At 72.9% G+C, this 19,148-nt stretch carries 20 protein-coding genes and 1 pseudogene; 11 read left to right on the plus strand and 10 right to left on the minus strand.

Features of this window, described 5'->3' with window-relative positions:
• Window positions 1-60: 60 nt before the first annotated feature.
• The 3 genes and pseudogenes from GPA10_RS26040 to GPA10_RS26050 all read left to right on the plus strand — a co-directional run.
• Window positions 61-483: pseudogene (locus GPA10_RS26040) on the plus strand (ABATE domain-containing protein); the annotation flags it as partial.
• A gap of 174 nt (window positions 484-657) precedes the next feature.
• Window positions 658-1,098: a CGNR zinc finger domain-containing protein gene (locus tag GPA10_RS44100; protein WP_425505819.1), complete on the plus strand. Its 441-nt coding sequence runs from the start codon at window positions 658-660 to the stop codon at window positions 1,096-1,098.
• Window positions 1,099-1,197: 99 nt separating this feature from the next.
• Window positions 1,198-1,698, plus strand: a complete 501-nt coding sequence (locus GPA10_RS26050; protein WP_030559016.1) for a hypothetical protein — start codon at window positions 1,198-1,200, stop codon at window positions 1,696-1,698.
• A gap of 120 nt (window positions 1,699-1,818) precedes the next feature.
• On the opposite strand, the gene GPA10_RS26055 is transcribed toward GPA10_RS26050, so the two are convergent.
• Both GPA10_RS26055 and GPA10_RS26060 read right to left on the minus strand, forming a co-directional pair.
• Window positions 1,819-3,825, minus strand: coding sequence for an N-acetylmuramoyl-L-alanine amidase (locus GPA10_RS26055; protein ID WP_157167620.1), 2,007 nt, complete (start codon window positions 3,823-3,825; stop codon window positions 1,819-1,821).
• 202 nt (window positions 3,826-4,027) lie between these two features.
• Complete coding sequence (locus GPA10_RS26060; RefSeq protein ID WP_343041336.1) at window positions 4,028-4,435, minus strand: VOC family protein; 408 nt, start codon at window positions 4,433-4,435, stop codon at window positions 4,028-4,030.
• 117 nt (window positions 4,436-4,552) lie between these two features.
• Here GPA10_RS26060 and GPA10_RS26065 point away from each other — a divergent pair, with 117 nt between their 5' ends.
• Both GPA10_RS26065 and GPA10_RS26070 read left to right on the plus strand, forming a co-directional pair.
• The gene (locus GPA10_RS26065) at window positions 4,553-4,939 is read left to right on the plus strand and encodes a VOC family protein (protein WP_157167621.1); all 387 of its coding nucleotides are present in this window, start codon (window positions 4,553-4,555) and stop codon (window positions 4,937-4,939) included.
• A 331-nt stretch (window positions 4,940-5,270) separates the two neighbouring features.
• On the plus strand, window positions 5,271-6,887 hold the full coding sequence (locus GPA10_RS26070; RefSeq protein ID WP_198351706.1) for a GMC oxidoreductase: 1,617 nt from the start codon (window positions 5,271-5,273) through the stop codon (window positions 6,885-6,887).
• Here GPA10_RS26070 and GPA10_RS26075 read toward each other — a convergent pair.
• The 7 genes from GPA10_RS26075 to GPA10_RS26100 all read right to left on the minus strand — a co-directional run bounded on the left by GPA10_RS26075 (window position 6,868) and on the right by GPA10_RS26100 (window position 12,233).
• On the minus strand, window positions 6,868-8,271 hold the full coding sequence (locus tag GPA10_RS26075) for an MFS transporter (protein WP_157167622.1): 1,404 nt from the start codon (window positions 8,269-8,271) through the stop codon (window positions 6,868-6,870). The genes GPA10_RS26070 and GPA10_RS26075 overlap by 20 nt on opposite strands.
• Window positions 8,268-8,798: a glycine-rich domain-containing protein gene (locus GPA10_RS26080; RefSeq protein ID WP_157167623.1), complete on the minus strand. Its 531-nt coding sequence runs from the start codon at window positions 8,796-8,798 to the stop codon at window positions 8,268-8,270. Before GPA10_RS26080 ends, GPA10_RS26075 begins: the two co-directional genes overlap by 4 nt.
• 82 nt (window positions 8,799-8,880) lie before the next feature.
• Complete coding sequence (locus tag GPA10_RS26085; RefSeq protein WP_157167624.1) at window positions 8,881-10,131, minus strand: phenylacetate--CoA ligase family protein; 1,251 nt, start codon at window positions 10,129-10,131, stop codon at window positions 8,881-8,883.
• Window positions 10,132-10,246: 115 nt separating this feature from the next.
• Window positions 10,247-10,399 (minus strand): hypothetical protein, encoded by a 153-nt coding sequence (locus tag GPA10_RS41820; protein ID WP_169749746.1) that lies wholly within the window; start codon window positions 10,397-10,399, stop codon window positions 10,247-10,249.
• 193 nt (window positions 10,400-10,592) lie between these two features.
• Window positions 10,593-10,904 carry a hypothetical protein gene (locus GPA10_RS26090; protein ID WP_157167625.1) on the minus strand — a complete coding sequence of 104 codons (312 nt, stop codon included), beginning with the start codon at window positions 10,902-10,904 and terminating at the stop codon, window positions 10,593-10,595.
• Window positions 10,820-11,329, minus strand: coding sequence for an SMI1/KNR4 family protein (locus GPA10_RS26095; protein WP_198351707.1), 510 nt, complete (start codon window positions 11,327-11,329; stop codon window positions 10,820-10,822). The genes GPA10_RS26090 and GPA10_RS26095 overlap by 85 nt, the downstream gene beginning before the upstream one ends.
• 34 nt (window positions 11,330-11,363) lie before the next feature.
• Window positions 11,364-12,233 (minus strand): alpha/beta fold hydrolase, encoded by an 870-nt coding sequence (locus GPA10_RS26100; RefSeq protein WP_157167626.1) that lies wholly within the window; start codon window positions 12,231-12,233, stop codon window positions 11,364-11,366.
• A 284-nt stretch (window positions 12,234-12,517) separates the two neighbouring features.
• Here GPA10_RS26100 and GPA10_RS43780 point away from each other — a divergent pair, with 284 nt between their 5' ends.
• From GPA10_RS43780 to GPA10_RS26130, 6 genes are all read left to right on the plus strand, one after another.
• Entirely contained in the window at window positions 12,518-13,546 is a 1,029-nt protein-coding gene (locus tag GPA10_RS43780) for a toxin glutamine deamidase domain-containing protein (RefSeq protein WP_157167627.1), read from the plus strand.
• A gap of 71 nt (window positions 13,547-13,617) precedes the next feature.
• Window positions 13,618-14,175, plus strand: a complete 558-nt coding sequence (locus tag GPA10_RS26110) for a YciI family protein (RefSeq protein WP_157167628.1) — start codon at window positions 13,618-13,620, stop codon at window positions 14,173-14,175.
• Complete coding sequence (locus tag GPA10_RS26115; protein ID WP_157167629.1) at window positions 14,172-15,074, plus strand: GNAT family N-acetyltransferase; 903 nt, start codon at window positions 14,172-14,174, stop codon at window positions 15,072-15,074. The genes GPA10_RS26110 and GPA10_RS26115 overlap by 4 nt, the downstream gene beginning before the upstream one ends.
• A 252-nt stretch (window positions 15,075-15,326) precedes the next feature.
• Complete coding sequence (thrS, locus tag GPA10_RS26120) at window positions 15,327-16,574, plus strand: threonine--tRNA ligase (protein ID WP_157167630.1); 1,248 nt, start codon at window positions 15,327-15,329, stop codon at window positions 16,572-16,574.
• A 127-nt stretch (window positions 16,575-16,701) separates the two neighbouring features.
• Window positions 16,702-16,929 carry a hypothetical protein gene (locus GPA10_RS26125; protein ID WP_157167631.1) on the plus strand — a complete coding sequence of 76 codons (228 nt, stop codon included), beginning with the start codon at window positions 16,702-16,704 and terminating at the stop codon, window positions 16,927-16,929.
• A gap of 101 nt (window positions 16,930-17,030) precedes the next feature.
• Entirely contained in the window at window positions 17,031-18,017 is a 987-nt protein-coding gene (locus tag GPA10_RS26130; protein WP_343041337.1) for a phosphotransferase, read from the plus strand.
• 37 nt (window positions 18,018-18,054) lie between these two features.
• Here the strand turns inward: GPA10_RS26130 and GPA10_RS26135 are convergent, their stop codons facing one another.
• A complete protein-coding gene (locus GPA10_RS26135) occupies window positions 18,055-18,837 on the minus strand; it encodes a hypothetical protein (RefSeq protein WP_157167632.1) in 783 nt (260 codons plus the stop codon).
• Window positions 18,838-19,148 lie beyond the last annotated feature (311 nt).

Below are 19,148 nucleotides of genomic sequence, written 5' to 3' on the forward strand. Positions count from 1 at the left end.
CCCGCCCCTGGTCGCCACCTACTGCGCCCGATGGTCGCGGCGGAACCTATCATCAGCGTCATGCCCGCCCCGTCCGTACCGCCCGCACCGACCGGGCCGAGCGGCTTTCCAACCACTGACCTGGCCCTCGCGCTCGTGGCGACCGTCCGCCATGACGGACACGGCGGCGTCGCGGACGACCTGGAAACGCCGGACGGCCTCACGGCCTGGGTGCGTGCTCACGCGGACGCGTTCCCCGGCACCCTCGGGGCCCGGCGGTACCGGGCCGACGGGAGCGCACTGGAGGCAGTACGCGGGGTGCGCGCCGCGGTCCGCGCGCTCTTCGCTCGCGCGGTGCGTCCGGCGGCGCCGAGCCCCGCCGACGCGGGCCGTCTGCTGCCCGTCGGCGAGGCCGTCACCAGGCTCAACGAGGCCGCCGCCCGCGTACCCACGGTGCCCGTCCTGAGCTGGCCGGACGACGCCGGGCCCCGCGTACGGGACGAGCCCGCCCCGGTGGTCACGGGCCCGGGACACGACGGCGGTGCGGGTGCAGCCGAGGCTGCGGGGCTGGGCTCGGGCCGTGGTGGTGCGGTCGAGGCTGCGGGGCGGGGATCCGGTGGTGCCGGTGCAGACGACGCTGCGGGCCAGGGACCAGGCCGTGGTGGTGCAGCCGAGGCCGTGGGGCGGGAGTCCGGCCATGGTGGTGCGGCCGAGGCCGAGGCTGCGGGGCGGGGCTCGGGCCGTGGTGGTGCGGCCGAGACCGTGGGGCGGGAGTCCGGCCGTGCGGGTGCGGCCCAGGCCACGGGCCGGGGATCCGGCCGTGGCACTGCGCCCACGCCCCCGGCTCCGTCGCCGACACCCGCGTCCGCCCCTGCGTCCGCCTCCGCCTCTGCCCCCGCGTCCGCGCCCCCGAGCGAGGACCTCCTGACCGCGGCCCTCGCCCGCGCCGCGCTCGCCTTCCTCACCGGCCCCGACCGGCAGCGCCTGCGCGCCTGCCACGCACCACGCTGCGTGCGGTACTTCCTGAAGGACCACCCGCGCCAGGAGTGGTGCAAGCCCTCCTGCGGCAACCGTGCCCGCGTGGCACGCCACCACGAGCGCGGCAGGGCCACACCCTGAATCCACCGGCCCGCCGCGGCCCGAACCGGCTGTCCCGCGACCCTTTCCCGGCGCCGCCCCCGCGCCGGATCCACCCCGTCGGACACGTACCATGGCGGCATGTCCTTCCTCCGCCGCCGCAGCTCCGCCACACCCGCGGGCCCGGACTTCGACGTCCTGGCCATGGACCCGGGTGACTGGCCCGGCAACCTCGGGGCCGGCCTGCTGCCTGCGCCCGACGGCAGCTGCCAGGGCATCTTCCTGCGCTACGACCTGTTCGGCGGCCGCGGTCCCGCGATGATCATCGGCAATCTGCCGGAGGGCTCCCCGGCCCGGGAGCTCACCGAAGGCGAGGCGCCCTTCGAGGTCGTCCAGCTGCTGCTCGCGCTGGAGAACGACGAGGAGGTCACCGTCGTCTCCAGCGAGGACGTGCCGGTGATGCAGGGCGACAACCTCCTGATCGTGCGCAGGCTGCGGCTCTCCGAAAGCCGCATCTCCTGTGTGCAGTTCGACCGCAGCGACAACGTCCTGGTGACCATCGCCGCCTGGGACCGCCCCATCACCGACGATCTGTACGCACTCCTGAAGCCGCTGCCCGCCGAGCTGTTCCAGCAGGGCTGAGCCACCGACGCCGGGCCCGGCCCCCGCCCCCACGCGGGTCCGGACCCGGCGATCCCCGGCGGCCCCTTGAAGGGGCGGCGGGCGCCGCGGGCCGCCGTCCGGCCCACGGAGCCCGCACACTCACCGCCCGGACGGCACCACCTCGACGTCGGCGGCGCGCACGAACGCCACCCGGTGGCCGAACTGGATCTCGTAGTACACGTCCTTGCCGCGCACGACGCGGTGCGGCGCGAGGTCGAACGTCGGCGAGTAGAAGTACTCGCCGGGGAGCTTGTCGCCGACCGCGTACTTCTGGCCCGCGAGGAGCTTGTACGGCAGCGGCGAGATCGCCTGGACGGGGACGCCCGCCGGGTAGGCCTCCTTCTCCGGGTAGGCGCGGCCGTACACCGGCACGTCGGTGGCGCCGTCCTTGGGGGTCACGACGAGCCCGCGGGCGTCGACGGCCGTGGGCTGCTTCTTCGGGTTCTTGAACCAGGCCTTCTGCCCGAGGTACCAGACCGCCGTCCAGTCGCCCTTGCGCTCGGCGACGGCGTACTGCTGGCCCGTCGAGAGGCGCGAGCCCATGTCGTTCACGTCGATCGTCGAGGGCTCGCCGCCCGGCCGCAGCCCGATGTCCTTGATCAGCGGGGCGTCCTCGCGGGGCTCGGTGTACACACGCACGGCGCTGGAACCGTGCGGCACGCACGTCTCACCCGGCTTGGCGCAGCCCGTGAACACCGGCTTGTTCGCGCTGAACCGCGGGGCGACCGTCACCAGGCCGCCCGCGGGGCCCGCCGTGCGGTGGAAGGGCTTGCCGAGCAGCGTGAAGTAGTGCTGCCAGTCCCAGTAGGGGCCGGGGTCGGTGTGCATCCCGCGGATGGTGGCCGCCGTGGTGCCCGGGACGGTGTCATGGCCGAGGATGTGCTGCCGGTCGAGCGGGATGTCGTACCGCTTCGCGAGATACTTCACCAGGCGGGCCGACGAGCGGTACATCGCCTCCGTGTACCAGGTGTCGGGCGCCGTCAGGAAGCCCTCGTGCTCCAGGCCGATCGACTTGGCGTTGACGTACCAGTTCCCCGCGTGCCAGGCGACGTCCTTGGTCCGTACGTGCTGGGCGACGTGGCCGTCTGAGGAGCGCAGCGTGTAGTGCCAGGACACGTACGTCGGGTCCTGGACGAGTTTGAGCACGCCCTCCCAGGAGCCCTCCGTGTCGTGCACGACGATGTACTCGATGCCCTGGCTCCCCGGCCGGTCGGCCTTGTCGTGGTTGCCGTAGTCCTTGTCGCCGAACTCCTCGTAGGGCGCGGGGATCCACTCGCACGCGAGCGTCCGCGGGCAGTCCGTGTCGGCCGCCGCCGCCCTGCGCAGGCCCATGTGGCGCAACTGCGCCGGATCCGGGGCGAGTCCGGGCCGCGCGGCCAGGGCGACGCGCTGTCCGGCGTCCGTCGTGCGGCGCTGACCGTCGCGGATCACGGCGAACACGTCGTTGGCGTACGAGGCCGCCGTCGCGCGGTCGTCGGCTCCCGAGAAGCGCGCGATCGCGCCGTACCAGTCGGCCGGGTCGTCGCTGAGCGGCTTGCCCGACTGCTTCTGGGCGGCGGCGAGCAGGGCCGCGCCGCCGCGGACGTTGGCCGCGGCGTCCTCGCGAAGCCGGTGCGCGGGCTGCCCGCTGAGCCGCGCGGCACGCTTGAGGGTCTTGAGCCGGTCGGGGAGCCGCGCCTCCGTCGGCGTTTCCTTCTTGGGCAGCAGCGGGGGGCGTGAGCTGTCTCCGCGCGGGTCCTCCTTGCCGTGGCTGTGGTGCGGCGCGGTGGCGAGGGCGGTGCGGGCGTCGGTGAGGTGCATGGGGCCGTAGCCGCCGGTGACGCTCGGGGCGCCGCCGTGCGCGTCCCAGCGCGACTGGAGGTAGGAGACGCCGAGCAGGACGCTCTGCGGCACCTCGTACTCGGCGGCGGCCGCGGCGAAGGCGCGCTGAAGGGCGCCGGACGCGGAGCCCGCGGTGCCGCCGGTCGTGGCCGCCGACGGTGCCGAAGGGGCCGACGGGGCCGCCCCGAGCAGCGGCACGAGGAGCGCCGCTGACGCGAGCGCGCCCGCGGTCCTGACGGAGCGTCTGCGTGTGGACGGGGCGGTGGCGGTGACGGATCCTCGCAAGACAGCCTCCTGGGACTTCTGGGCCGGTGAAGCGTGACGGGGCGTGCGGGGCCGGGCGTGCGTCAGTGGTACCGGCTGGCCGACGATCCGTCAATCATGCCCAGAAGAAGGGATTTCCCATGTCAGCGCGGGTCTGGCGTGTTTTCGCCACGGACGGCGGCATCGCCTGCGGCGCGTCAGTGGCATGGACCAATGGCCGGCGTCAGCTCTCCCGTACGGCTTCGAGGAACTCCAGGCGGTTGCCCAGCTTGTCGTAGGCGTAGAAGCGTGTGAACCCGGGGAAGCAGTCGTCCCACGCGACGACGACCCCCTGCTCCTCGAAGCGCGCGGCGAGCGCCCGCAGGCCGGACACGAGAATGCCCGGATGTGCTGTGGCGCTGGGGCGGAAGTCCTCCTCGACCCCCAGATGGACCTCGAGGTCACCGCCCCGGAACCAGCAGCCGCCGCGCGCGGCGAGCACCGGCGGCTTCTCGATCTCCGTCATGCCGAGGAGGCCGCCCCAGAATTCGCGGCAGAGCTGTTCGGCTCCCGGCGGGATCGCCAACTGCACGTGGTGCAGTCCGCTCAGACCGTAGGAGAGGGGGCCATCATGGAGGGTTTCGTGAGACACGACTGCTTGCTCCTGCCTTTGAGTATCTTGACGTCAAGATACTCAAAGGCAAGCACGGCAGGCGATGTTGATCCCCCGGCCGAGCGCGGCGGGAGGGGCCTGCCTAGACTCGGGCGCATGGTGCGACTCGGGATTCCCGTCATCGGTGTCACGGACATCGACCGGGCGGTGGCCTTCTGGACCGGGGCCCTGGAGCTGGTGGCCGCGGAGGAGTGGCGGAGCGAGACGTGGTGCACGCTGGAGCATGCCGACGGCTCCGGCCGGGCGCTCGGGCTCATGCGCAGCGAGTCGCCACCCGAGCCGCGCCCCCGGCTCCATCTGGACCTCTTCGTGGATACGACGGAGGAGCAGCGGTCGGAGGTCGAGCGCCTCATCAGACTCGGCGCGCGGGCCGTCGACTGGGACCTCTATCCGCCCGACCCCGACTTCGTGGTCCTCGCCGACCCGGACGGCAACATCTTCTGTGTCGTCGACCTGAGCCGCGCCCCGAGCGGCAGCGGCTGAACGGCGCCCGCGCCGCGCCTGCCGACGCCGCGCGCGCCGCGTGAGCGACCCCGCCCCTCGTACCGGACGGGCCCGAGGGGCGGGGAAGCGGGCTCACTGCCGAACCCGTCACGAACCGTAGTGGGCGGTGAACCGGCCCACCAACGTCCGTGTGCAACTGTGACTGTTTGGATACCGGGCGAACGGGTCGAAGCGGCGCGGGGCGCGACGGTCGTCGGCGGCTGCTCGGCGGGCATCGGACCGACCGGAAGTTACCTTTTGGTATGGCGTGACTTCCCATGGTGCCCGCAGTAGAACTCGTTTCGATTCAGCCATGAGTGAGGTAGGCCACATGAACGCAACAGGCATGGACAACAGCGCATCTGAGGGGATATCGCGCCGCAGATTCTTAGCTGGAACGAGTTCCATTCTGGGCGCGGTCGCGCTGAGCGCGCAGGCATTCCCGGCCCGCGCTGTCGACGGCACGCGCGTCCCCGCCCTGGTGATCGGCACCGGGTACGGCGGCTCCGTGGCCGCCCTGCGGCTCGCCGAGGCGGGTGTCGACGTACACATGCTCGAAATGGGCATGGCCTGGGACACCCCGGGCCCCGACGGCAAGATCTTCGCCAACACCACGAGCCCGGACCTCCGGTCGTACTGGCTCCGCACGAAGACCAAGCAGCCGCTGAGCAACTTCCTCGGCTTCCCTCTCGACAAGGCCGTCCCGCGCCACACCGGCATCCTCGACGCCGAGGAGTTCGGCGGCATCACCGTCTACCAGGGCCGCGGAGTGGGCGGCGGCTCGCTGGTCAACGGCGGCATGGCGGTGACGCCGAAGCGCGAGAACTTCGGCGCCGTGCTGCCCTCGGTCGACGCCGACGAGATGTACGGGACGTACTACCCGCGCGCCAACGCGGGCCTCGGCGTGAACACCATCGACCCGGCCTGGTTCGAGACCGCCGAGTGCTACCAGTACGCCCGTGTCGGCCGCAAACACGCTGAGCGCTCCGGCTTCCCGTTCGTCTTCGTGCCCGACGTCTACGACTGGGACTACATGAAGCGCGAGGCCGCGGGCACCGCCACGAAGTCGGCGCTCGCGGGCGAGATCCTCTACGGCAACAACCACGGCAAGAAGTCCCTGCAACAGACCTATCTCGCGCGCGCCAGGGCCACCGGCCGCGTCACCGTCTCGCCCCTGCACAAGGTCACCTCGGTCACCCCGGCCGCCGGCGGCGGCTACACGGTCACGGTCGACCAGATCGACACCGGCGGCGAGACCGTCGCCACCAAGAGCATGACGGCCGACCGGGTGTTCTTCGCCGCCGGCAGCGTCGGGACCAGCAAGCTGCTGGTGAAACTGCGGGCCACCGGCGCCCTGCCGCATCTCAACGGCGAGGTCGGCAAGGGCTGGGGCGACAACGGCAATGTGATGTGCGGGCGCGCCAACCACATGTGGGACGCCACCGGCAGCCTCCAGTCGTCCATCCCCACGGCGGGCATCGACAACTGGGCCGCGGGCGGCGCCTTCGCGGAGGTGGCGCCGCTGCCCACCGGGATCGAGACGTACGCCTCGTTCTATCTGTCGATCACCAAGAACCCCCACCGCGCCGAGTTCACCTGGAACGCGGCGGCGGGACGGGCGGAGCTGAACTGGCAGACCGCCTGGAAGCAGCCGTCCATCGACGCCGCGAAGACGATCTTCGACAAGATCAACGCCAAGGAGGGGACGATCTACCGCACCGACCTCTTCGGCGTGTACAAGATCTGGGGCGACCACCTCACCTACCACCCGCTCGGCGGCGCCGTCCTCGGCAGGGCCACCGACAACTACGGCCGCCTGCACGGCCATCCGGGCCTCTACGTCATCGACGGCGCCCTGATCCCCGGGAACACGAGCGTCAACCCGTTCGTCACCATCACGGCACTCGCCGAGCGCAACATCGAGAAGATCATCGCCGCTGATCTGTGAGGGCGGGGCCCTCGGAAGACCCCTGCGTCGGTTCTTCCGCGGATCCTTCCCCGGCTCGCTCCGCGGGCCCTCCGGGGCGCGTGGAGCGAGCGGTCACGAGGAGCAGCGGCAGCACGGCCAGTGCGAGGACGCCGCCGCCGAACGCCAGGACGGGAAATCCCCCGGACGCGGTGACGACGCCCGACGCCAGGCCGCCGGATGCGCCCGCGACAGCGATCCCCACGTCGACGAGGCCCTGCGTGGCGGCCCGGGTGGACGGCGGCGTCGCCGCGGTCACCATGGCCGTGCCGCTGAGGAGGCCGAGGTTCCAGCCGAGCCCGAGCAGGACGAGCGCCGCGGCGAGGGCCGCCGCCGAGTGCGGCGGCGCCAGGGCGGCCGTGCAGCCCGCGGCGAGCAGCGTGACCCCGGCGGCCGCGGCGACCGGCGGGGGCCCGAGCCGGTCCACGAGCCGCCCCGAAAGGGGTGAGGGCAGGAACATCGCGCCCACGTGCAGGGCGATGACGAACCCGGTCATCTGGGTGCCGTGCCCGTGGGCCCGCATGTGCACCGGCGTCATCGTCATGACGGCGATCATCACCAGCTGGGTGAGCACCATGACGGTGGTGCCGGTGACGAGGGCGCGGACGTCACCGGGTGCGGGGGCTCCGCCGTCCGTTCCCTCGCGTCCCTCGCGTCCCTCGCGGCCGTCCGCGTCCTGCTCGCCGCCCGCTTCCGACGCCCGTGAGCGGGCGAGGAGCAGCGGGTCCGGGCGCAGGAAGCAGCCGATGACCGCGGCGGCCGCGGTGAACGCCGCCACCGCGAGCAGGAAGGGACCGGCGAGCCGGGGCAGGTCCCAGGCGTGCGCGACCGATCCGGACCAGGTCACCAGGTTGGGGCCCGCCACGGCGCCGAGCGTGGTCGCGAGCAGGACCGTGCTGATGGCGCGTCCGCGGCGTTCGGGCCGCGCCAGGTCCGCACCCGCGTACCGGGCGAGCAGATTGGTCGACGTACCGGCGCCGTACACCACGAGGGAGACGAACAGCAGCGGTGCGCTGTCCGCGGCGGCCGCGCCGACCACGCCCAGGCTGCCGAGCGCCCCCACCGCGTACCCGGACGCGAGACCGGGACGGCGGCCCCAGCGCTGGCAGACGCGCCCCACGCCCACCGCGCCGAGCGCGGCACCGCCGGTGAACAGGGCGGCGGGCAGCCCGGCGAGGGAGGTCGAGCCGAGCATCTCCTCGGCGAGCAGCGCGCCCACGGTGATCCCGGCGGCGAGTCCGGCTCCGCTGAGGATCTGCGACAGGACCAGGACGACGAGGACACGGCGCTGCTCGGGCGGGTCGTCGCCCGCCGTCGGCCGGGGGCCCGCGGAAGGGCCGGTGGCGGAGCGGGTGCGGGACCTCAACTGCCGCCCGCCCCTTGGGGCACGGTCATCGGGGCGAGTTCGCTGATCTCACGCAGCGACATGTCGAGCTGCTCGTGCAGGAAGCGCACGATCGTCCAGTGCGGCAGCGCCCCGTCGTCGAAGGGCCCGAACTCCCGCACGTACAGCGGGATCCAGCGCAGTGCCTCCTCCACGGCCTGCTCGCGGCCCGGGTCGCGCTGGTAGTCCTCGTACGCGATGCTGCGGTGCTCGACGAAGAAACCGCCCGGCAGCCGCTGTTCGCACAGCCGGCGGTACTCGCGGGTCTGGAGGATGAGGTAGTGCCAGATCTCGTCGATCTCCTGCTCCACGGGGAGGAAGAGGCCGCTGAGCCGGTCGGGGTGGCGGGAGACGAGGTAGAGGTAGCGCAGACACTCGGTGACCTGACGCTCGACGTACTCCCGCGGCGCTTCGGTGGCCGTGGTGAAGTGGGCCACCACCTCGGCGTGCAGGGCCTCGCCGAGCAGGGCCCTGAGGTCGTCGGCGGACACGGTCGGCTGGGTGGTCATGATGCTCCCGGAAGGCGTGGGGCGGGGCGTGGCGGGGGGGAGGGGAGGAGTGAGGGGGCCGAAAGGGCGGTGAGGGCGGCGCTCAGGCGTCCTGGACGAGCCAGGCGTACTTGCCGGACGCGCCGATGGGGAGGTGCTCGCGGTGCTCCACGTCGGCGTCCCGCGCGGCGAGTTCGGCGACGCCGTGGCGCAGCGCGTCCGCTTCGACGGGGGCGAGCGGGGAGCCGTCGAAGGTCGTGTACTGGAGCAGGGCGCGGCCCGGTGCGCGGGTGTCGAGCCGGTGGACGAAGACGCGGGGCGACGCCGCGGTGACCACGTCGTCGAGGTCGCCCTGGGCGACCGGACCGCGCGCCGTCCTGAGCAGTTCCTTCTCGCGTCCGCAGAACCGGGAGATGCGGGCCGGGTCCGCGGAGCCGTCGTCGGTGCGGACGCAGTCGCCCGAGCGGTAGCGGACCAGAGGCATGTGGGGGTTGCGGACGCTGGTGACGATGAGGCTGTGGATGCGGCTGTTGCCCGGCTCGACGGGGATCAGTTCGACGCTCATCCGATCCAGGTACGGGTGGTAGCGGCCGCTGCGGTCGCTGTAGAAGAGATAGCCCAGCTCGGTGCTGCCGAACAGGTCGACGACCGGGCAGGAGAAGTGGTGCCGGAGGTAGCGGCGCACGTTGAGCGGTGTGTACTCGTACGCGTGCACGATGCTGGCCGGCTGCGGGAACGCGGGCCACAGGCCCCAGGCGACGGCCTTGCGGACCAGGTGCGCGAGGTGGGGGCCCGAGCAGTCCAGGTGGTACCGGCCCTCGGGGTGGGCCGCCTGCGCCGTGCGGATCTCGTCGAACATGCGCTCCACGTCCGCGCGGTCCCACAGGGCCGGGTCGCGGCGCAGGTTCACATAGAACGTGCGCTCGTCGAGGCGTCGTTGCTCCAGGTCCGGCACCGGATCGGGCTCGGCCTGCGGGCCGCCGTGCTTGCGGGCGTTGACGCGGGCGACGTGCTCGGTGGCGAGGACGGTGGTGAGGGAGACGCGACGGCAGCCCTCGTGCCAGGTGTCGGCGATGTCCGGGTGCTCGCTCCAGAGCTGGTAGTAGGAGTTGAGCAGGAAGTACGGGGGCCGGATGATCTGCATCCGGGCGTGGTTGGTGCCCGTGGAGAGCACGAACTCCGCCTCGCCCGCGTCGAGCGCGGCCGCGAGGGCGGGCGTCATCCAGTTGTCGGGGAAGCCGCGGGCGATCTCCGGCTTCTCCAGGACGGGGAAGTGGCCACGCTCGACGGACGGCCGGTAGATCGGGATGTCCTTGATCTGGGCGAGGACGTCGGCGCTGGGCTGACCGTTCATGACCACCCTTCGGGGTGTCGGTGCGCGGGAGCTTGGCGGGGCGGCGGTCCGGCGCGCCCCGGGGCGCGCCGGACCGCTCATGTCAAGGGCGACCGGTGGCTGCCCCGACGGGTGATCAGGAAATGCAGCCGGACTTCGCGGAGGCGCTGATGCATCCCGACTTGTCGGCGCTGATACAGCCGTCCTTGCCGGACGTCTTCGGAGAGTTCAGGGCCGTCCACTGCTTCCAGACGTCGTCCCGGGTCATCTTCGCGACCAGCTTTTCCATGTCGTACCTCCAGGGAAGGGTGCGAGTACGCGACGGCGGATCAGTGCGTTCGCCGCCGTGATCGAAAGTAAAAGACAGTCCAAACGAAAGTCAAAGGAGGGTAATGTCGAGCTGGCTCAAATGCCCGCTCGACCGGGTGACTTTGGCTTGATCCACTGGGGCACGCGGCGTCGCCCGCCGCTCAGCGCCTGGCTCAGGGCCCGTCGGGGGCGCGCTGAGGCTCCGCCCCGTCGTCCGGGGCGCATCGCTGAGCGAGCAGGAGTCGGACGGTGTCCGGGTCCAGCGGCTCCAGGGTCGCCGTCGCGTACACCTCGCCCGGTCCCGGTGGGCGTGTCCAGGAGCGCGTGGTGAAGGTGTGCAGGCGGCCCCGGGTGAGGGCGAGCCGGGGGAGCGTGGTGCCGAAGGCCGTCGCGACCGCCGTCAGGGCCGCTGCCTCGCCGTGCCGTTCCTTGTACCGGCCGCCCTCACCGACCTCGGGGAAGAGGAGTTCCGGCAGCAGCGCCAACGGTATCTCCCCGGAGCGCTCGCACCGCGCGCCGAAGACCGTGAACGCGTACTTCTCCGTGCCGTCGGCGTCGAGTCCTCGTCGAGATACTCCCCGAAGATCTCGGCGAGGCCCGCGTCGTCCTCGTACCAGTCGGCCTGCTCCGTGCCCGCGAGGCGATACACGAAGTGGCCCGCGTGCCGCCAGCCGTCGGTGATCGCGAGGAACGTCCGGTACGACGGCGGGAGCCGCTTCCCGAGGCGCTCCTCCAGGGCGGCGACGCGCTCGGGCGCCGCGGGTGCGAAGCCCAGCCAGCGGGCCTCGCACGCCTCCGCGTCACCCCGTGCGTCCCGGCTCTCCTCCGGGTCGTACGCGTCCGCCCACTCCCCGCTCCAGCGGGTGAGGAATCCCTGCCAGTCGTAGCGCGTTCCGGCTGTCTCGGTCATGAGTGCGATCGTCGCACCCGGCACTGACAGTGGATCAAGAAGCCGCTTCGGCGCCCCGGTCGGCCGTTCCACGGCCGGCGTCCCGGGCGCCGTCCCGAACGCCGTCCCGTACGGCGGCGCGGACGATTCGGGCGATCTCCGGGGCATGCGTGAAGGGCAGGCCGTGGTCGGCGTCGAGCCAGGTCGTGGCGGTACCGGGGCGGGCGCGGACGAGCCGCTCGACGCCGGAGCGCCAGAGCTGGTTGAACCGCTCGGTGTGCGCCTCGCCGTCGGTGCCCGCCATGGAGGTCGACACGACCAGGCTGACGGGGCAGTCGATCCGCGCGTACCGGTCGAGGGTCCGCTCGGTCCGGATCACGTCGAGTTCGAGGTTCAGGTCGAGGATGTCCCGGGCACCGAGCAGGACCCGGTGCGCGCCGCCCCCGCCGTCCCCGGCCCGCCGCTCCGCTTCCTGCCGTGCCGCCTGCTCCTCCCACATGGCGCGGAACTCCGGCAGGTCGCTCTCGGTGAGGAACGGTTCGGGCACCGGATTGGCCCCGTCGACGAGGACGAGCCCGGCGACGGCGCCGGGATGCTCGGACGCGTGGTGCACGGCCAGGTCCGCGCCCAGCGAGTAGCCCACGAGGACGGGTGCCGACGACAGGCCGAGACGTTCCGGTTCCGCCAGGACGGCGGTGAGGTCGCTTCGGAACGCGTCGAACGAGTACCGGCCCGCGGGCGACGCGAGGCCGTGGCCCCGGAGGTCGAAGCTCACCACGTCGTGGTCGCGGCGCAGCAGCCCGATCAGCTCGTGCAGGTCGGCCTGGGTGGAGCAGAGACCCGGGCACAGGACGAGGGGCTGCCCCCGGCCACCCCGGGTGACCGGGATCGTGACGCCGTCGTGGTGGACCGTGAAGTGCCGCATCGTGCTGCTCCGTTCGTGGGTCGCTGAAGGCTCGAGGATCGCTGAAGGCCCGTGGATCGCTGAAGGCCCGTAGATCACTGAGGGTTGGTGGATCACCGGCATCGTCGGGGTCGGTGGCGCGGCCGGAGGGCCGGGCCCTGCTCGAAGGGGCTCCTTCCCCGTCCCCCCGGGCAGCCCCGGGTGTGGCCATGGCTGCCCTTCCGGCCCTCCCGCCGCGATGCGCCCCCCTGTTACACCTGGAAGGACGGGGACGAGGCGGAACCGAGCGGAGAGGAAGCACCGTCGTGTACGCAAGTGAGCGGGATGAACGGGCCAACATACCTGCCCGCCTGCCGACACCCCGGCCGGCCGAGGACGCGAGGGCCACCACGCCGTCCGCGCACGAGGCCGCGGCGGCGGCCCACGGCGGCCTGATCGGCGCCGCCGACATGAGGGCCATCCAGGGTTCCGCGGGAAACGCCGCCGCGAACGGGGCGCTGGTGGCACAGCGTCAGGCCCGCGGCGCACACCGGGCAGGAGGCGCACAGCAGGCCCACCGGACGCCACCCGTGCAGCGGACCGGCCGCGGCGGGTCCTCCAACGTCCTGTCCAACGACGCCCGGCACTTCGGTCCGGGCGGGCTGCGGCCGCCCCACCAGGAGGACCAGGAGAACCTGAACCGGGTCTTCCCCAAGAACAGGGACGGAAGCTTCCAGCAGTTCCCCGACCCCACCGCGACGGGCTACGCCATCGTGGGCCAGCTCACCCAGCGGCTCAACAAGATCGACCCCAAGGGCGCGATGGCCAGTTCGGGACGGGCCGCGGACTGGGTGAAGGGGATCAACCCGCGGCGGGACGAGGCGGGGGGCGCGTACCGCCGCAACTGCGGTGACGCCGCCCGCAGCTTCATCGCCTCCTGGTCCGGCAATCCCACCGTGGCCGCCGGAGTGCACAACTCGGGCCCCAGGGATGTCGAGGAGGGCGGCAACGACCGGACGGCGGCCATGCTGCGGACCACGTGGAGGTCCTCGATCAGAGAGGCGACCGAGGGCGAGAGGGTCGAGAGCGTCTGGCAGGTCGTGGCGAGCCGGCTGACGGGCGCGGGGCACGGAGCGTGCAGCGTCGTCGTCTTCCAGCGCGAGGAGACGGGGCTCGTCCACGCCGTCTGCGGCGTCAACCACGGCGGCAAGGTCGTGTGGGTCGACCCGCAACTGGGGCGGGTCAGCTCGATACCCATGTACAAGGGCGCGCACTACATGTCGATCACCCTCGACCCTCAGTTCGCACCCGTCGACGCGCCCGCGCCCGATCCCACGGCGCTCTCTCTGACCTGATCCCCCTGGGCCGGTCCCCGCCCGGCAATCCGGTTGAGGCGCGGCCCGAGGATGGGGAAGAGTCTGCGGCCATGGAGTACTTCTGTTACCACCGTGACCGGGCCGGGTCCCTGGCGCTGCGCGAGAAGCTGGTGGAGGAGCACTGGTCCTACATGGACCGGTACGCGGAACAGCTGATCGCCCGCGGCCCGACCTTCGCCGCGGACGGGGAGACGCCCAGCGGCAGTGTGCACGCCGTCGACCTGCCGGACGCGGCCGCCGCCCGCGCGTTCGCCTTCGACGAGCCCACCTACCAGGCAGGCGTGTACCGCGACGTGCTGCTGCGCCGGTGGCGCAACCTGCTGGGACGCACCATGTGGGAGTTCCCCGACCGGGGCACCGACGCCGACCAGTACCTGGTCCTGGGCCTGGGCCCGGAGCACCCCGACCGGGTCGCCGACCTCACCCTGCCGTCCGACCGCGACGGACTCATCGCCTTCGGCCCGCTCCTGTCCGACGACGACACCATCTGGGTGGGGACGGCGGCACTGGTGCGCGCCGCCGACGCGGACGGCGCGCGGGCCGTCCTGGCTCCGCACGCGTACGCGGAGACGGAGGTGCACGCCTGGGAGTTCGGCGGGCGGCGATGAGTGCGGTGCCCGACGGCCGGGACGACGCGGAGCTGCTGGAGCTGGAGGTCGATGTGATCCACGGGCTGACAGCCCGGGACGGCCAGGGACCACCCACTCTCCGCGACGGGAAACTCACCGCCGTCTTCGCCTGGACCCCACGGGCCCGCATCCTGGCGCTCGCAAGCGGAGTACCGCACCCGTCCGCGCCCGTGCCCGCGCAGGGCATGGCGCACCCGTCCGCGCCCGCGCGGGGCACGGCGCACCCGACCGGCCCAGCGCAGGGCACGGCGCCCCCGACCGGCCCCGCGCGGAACACGGCGCATGCGACCGGCCCCGCGCAGAACACGGCACCCCCGACCGCCCGCACGCAGGACCCGGCGGAGCAGCCGTACACCCCCGCCACACCCCCGAACGTCCTCCTCCAGCTCTGCGAGCACCTCGGCAAGGGTCCGGAAGCCGTCGAAGGCGGCCCCTGCTTCGTCTTTCCGCCGAGCCCGGCGGACGCGCCCGCGGCAACCGTCCCCGAGGCCGCCGGCGTAGGCGTCATCGTCTCCGACCCGCCGGGCCGCGCAGCCGCCCGCCGCCTGGCGCGCCCGGGGAACTGGGAGCCCGGCGAGTGGGACGAGCTGACGCGGGGCGTGCTCGGGGAGTGGGCCATGGCGGTGCACGGCGGCGGGCCGGTGTCGATCTGCTTCTCCCCGGCCTGCAACGACAGGGCAGCCGAGGCGGGCATCTGGACCCGGCCCGACTTCCGCGGCCGCCGCATCGCCCCGGCCGTCGTCGCCGCCTGGGCGGAGCGCGAACGCCGCACCAAGCAGGTCCTCTTCTACAGCACCACCACGGACAACCTGGCCTCGCGGTCCGTGGCCAGGACCCTCGGGCTCACACCGCTCGGCTGGATCTGGACACTGCGGTGAGGGGAACCGCGCGGGCCGGAGGCGGAAGAGCCGTGAGGGGAGCCGCGCGGGCCGCGGGCGGAAAAGCCCGTGAGGGCACCGCACCGCTCCTGCTACGGTGCCGGGCATGCAGCGCGCCGCAGTGATGACGACGACGCCGGACCACGTCCCGGCGCGCTGACCTGTGATCTGAAGCGAAGCCCCGGGGCAGGTGCCCCGGGGCTTCGCCGTGTCTCCCGGGCACCCGCTCCGCCCCCCCGTGAGGAGACCGCGATGTCCACCGCGTACGACCACCGCAGGCTCGGCCGTGAGCTCGGCCTGTTCGACACCGACCCGCTGATCGGCGCGGGACTGCCGTACTGGCTGCCCGACGGCGCGACCGTACGGCACGCCCTGGAGGAGTACGTCCGCGCCGCCGAGCGAGCAGCGGGGTACCGGCACGTGTACTCGCCGGTGCTCGGCAAGCGGGAGCTGTACGAGATCTCCGGGCACTGGTCGCACTACAGCGACGACATGTTCCCGCCGATGGACATGGGCGGCGAGCAGCTGGTCCTGCGGCCGAGCCTGTGCCCGCACCACGCCCTCATCTACCGCTCCCGCTCGCACAGTCACCGCGAGCTGCCCCTGCGCATGGCCGAGTTGGGCGGCATGTACCGCTCGGAACTGTCGGGAGTCCTGGGCGGGCTGTCCCGGGTGCGGGCCGTCCAGCTCAACGACGCGCACATCTTCTGCACCCTCGACCAGGTCGAGGAGGAGGCGCACGGCGCGCTGGAGATGATCCGCCGCGCGTACCGGGCCCTCGGTATCGCTCCGGCCCGCTACCGCCTCTCCCTCCCGGGCGCGGGCGGGAAGTACATCGCCGCGCCCGAGCTGTGGCGCCGGGCCACCGCCCTCCTGACCGGCGTCCTGGAACGGTCCGGACTGCCCTACGAGGCGGTCGAGGGCGAGGCCGCCTTCTACGGGCCGAAGGTCGACGTCCAGGTCGTCGACGGCGCGGGGCGGGAGTCCACCCTGTCCACCGTCCAGGTCGACTTCCACCAGCCCGAGCGGTTCGCGCTGCACTACGTCGGCGCGGACGGCGCCAAGCACCGCCCCGTCATGGTCCACCGCAGCGTCATCGGCAGTGTGGAACGGGCCGTCGCCCATCTCGTGGAACAGCACGGCGGTGCCTTCCCGGCCTGGCTCGCGCCCACCCAGCTGGTGCTCCTGCCGGTCTCCGCCGGTGAGATGGCGAACGCAGGGGAGCTCGCCGCACGGTGCGCCGAACTCGGTCTGCGCGCCGAGGTCGCCGGGCCGGAGCGGGGCAGCCTGGGCGCCCGGATCCGGGAGGCCCGGCTCGTCCCCTACCAGGCCGTGATCGGCGCCAGGGAGGCCGCCGCCGACCATGTCGCCCTGCGCCTGCGCGACGGACGCCGCCTGGAACCGCGGTCCGCGGTGGACGTCGTCGCCCGTATTCGCGCACGCGTCGACGACCACAGCGTCGACTTGTGGGAGAGCGCCGTCCCGGCGGGGGAGCTGTAGCGCGAAATTACCGCAATTGGGCGGTTTCCTGTCCGTGGTCCCGGTCGTTGACCGATTGCTGATCTTGTTCAGTGATCGAGAACGCGAGAAACCGAGAAACCGAGAAGCACGAGAAGAGGAGAAAGCTGTGCGTCGGATGAGTATGGCCCTGGTCCTGGCAGTCGCCGCCGGCGGGCTCGGCGTGTCGGCGGTGACCGCCCAGGCCGCCACCGCCACCGCCTCCGTCGACGGGCCCCCGTACGCGTACGCGGACTGCCTCAAGGCCACCGCGGCCAAGGGGGAGACCCCGTCGCAGGGGAAGTCGCACTGCGACCAGCTGGTGCGGAAGGGCTGGGTCAGCCCGCCGAAGCGGTGATCTGACCTGGACTTTCCGGGGGCCGACCGGCGACGGCGGCCCCCGGTTCCGTATCGGCCCCCAACGCCCCTCCCGGGACCGGCAGTTGTTAGCGTGGGGCCGTGCAGAACCGCCCCGACGATTTCGACGAAGCCCGCCTCTGGGACGCCGCCAGAGAGTTCGGTGTGTCCCCCGCAGGCGTCTCCTACGCCCCGGTCGGCTTCGGGGACCATCACTGGCAGATCGTCGACGAGGACCACAGACCGTGGTTCGCCACCGTGTCCGACCTCGACCACAAGGAGTACTGCGGACAGGGGGCCGCCGCGGCCCTCGACGGTCTGCGGCGGGCCATGGAGACCGCGCGGACCCTGCGCGAACGCGACGGACTGCGGTTCGTCGTCGCGCCCCTGCCCACGAAGGACGGCGGGGCGCTCGTCGCCCTGGACGCGCGGTACGCCCTCACCCTGTTCCCCCATGTCCCCGGCCGTCCCGGCCGGTTCGGGCAGCGCCTTGCGGCCGCCGAACGCGACCAGGTCCTCGAACTCCTGGCGAAGCTGCACGGCCGCACACCGCCCGGGAGCACCCCGGCGACGACCCTGGAACCCGCCGGTCTGGACGGCATCCACGAGGCGCTCGGCGATCTCGGCGGCCCCTGGTCGGGCGGTCCGTTCGCCGAGCCCGCCAGGGAACTCCTCACCGAGCACGCCACGACGCTGCGCGCCCGCTGCGCGGAGTTCGACGCGCTGACCGAGCAGGTGCGGGGCCGCGGGGCGCCCCTCGTCGTCACGCACGGCGAGCCGCACCCCGGCAACCTCATCCTCGACGAGGACGGATACCGCCTCGTCGACTGGGACACGGTGGGGCTCGCCCTGCCCGAGCGCGACCTCTCCCTGCTCTCCGCCGACCCCGCGGAACTCGCGCGCTACACCGAACTCACCGGGCGGGCACCGGACCCGGCCGCGCTCGCGCTGTACCGGCTGCGGTGGAGCCTCCTCGACATCGCCGAGTTCGTGGCGTGGTTCCGCGGCGAGCACGACCGCTCCGAGGACACCGTGACCGCGTGGGCGGGGTTCACCGAGGCGCTCGACCTGCTCACGCGGCCCGTGTGACCGGGCGGGCCGTCCCCGCGGGGCAGGGTGTGGGACCTCAGCCGTCGGTGTAGAGGTAGCGCTGCCCCAGCGGCCAGCCCGCGCTGCGCCCCGCGTCCGTCACCAGCAGATGCTGGTACTGCGGTGCGCCGACCAGGTTCTGCGTCAGCGACGGGCACAGCGCGGCGCAACCGGCGGCGGTCTGGGTGCCCAGACGTCTGCCGTCCCCGTCGAAGAAGACGTACTCCACATCGGCCGGTGCCCGCGTGGTGTCGACGCTCACCGACGCGGGCATCGGCGCGGGCAGCCGGAACAGCACACCGCCCACCCCGGCCGCACGCAGCTGCCGGGCGCCGATGCCCCGAGTGCTCCACCGCGGCTGCGGCGAGTCCACGTCGAGCAGCGCGATGCGCAGGGAGCCGACCACGGGGCCCTGCAACACCATGCGTTGCGCCCGCTCCAGGGACGCCGCCGCTCCGGAGCCGTCCGGTGCCTCGCTCCCGTCGTCGCCACCTTCCCCTTCGCCGTCCCCGTCGCCCCCGTCGCCCTCGTCGTCCTCCGAGGGCGTCGGGGACGGCGTACGCGCCGGACTCGGGGACGCGTCGTCCGGTGTCGGCGAGGCGGACGCCGACGGGCTGTCCGACGGTGTCGGCGAGGGCTGCGGCGACACGATCAGGGTGCCGTTGACGCAGTTGATGTGGTGCCCCTGGCAGGCGAGATTGTCGCCGTTCTCGTTGCGCTGCCCCTGCGAGGCCTTCTGGTCACCGCCACACCCTGCCAGCGGCAGCAGCAGGAAGAGCACCAGGAACGCGGGGGCGGTACGACGCGCGGCGCCCCTCATCCGCGTGCACTTCCGTGCGGCGTGGTTCGGTATGAGCCTTCGTGCGGCGCGGGTTGGTATGAGCTTCCGTGCGGCGCGGTTCGGTACGAGTTTCCGTGCGGCACGGACCCGTGCGCGCTTCCGTGCCGCGCGGGCCCGTACGAGCCTGCTCGCGGCACGAGCCGGTACGCACCCCCCTGCGGCGACGTCCCCTGGGGCGTCGCCCCCTCCGGCGACGGCGGCTTCGACGTCCCTCGCGGCCCGCACACCATGTCCTCGCCGACACACAGCACGTTGTCGCCGCGCTCGTTGCTCTGCTGGATCGACCCCGG

Source organism: Streptomyces typhae, assembly GCF_009755605.1.
Classification (GTDB): Bacteria; Actinomycetota; Actinomycetes; order Streptomycetales; family Streptomycetaceae; genus Streptomyces; species Streptomyces typhae.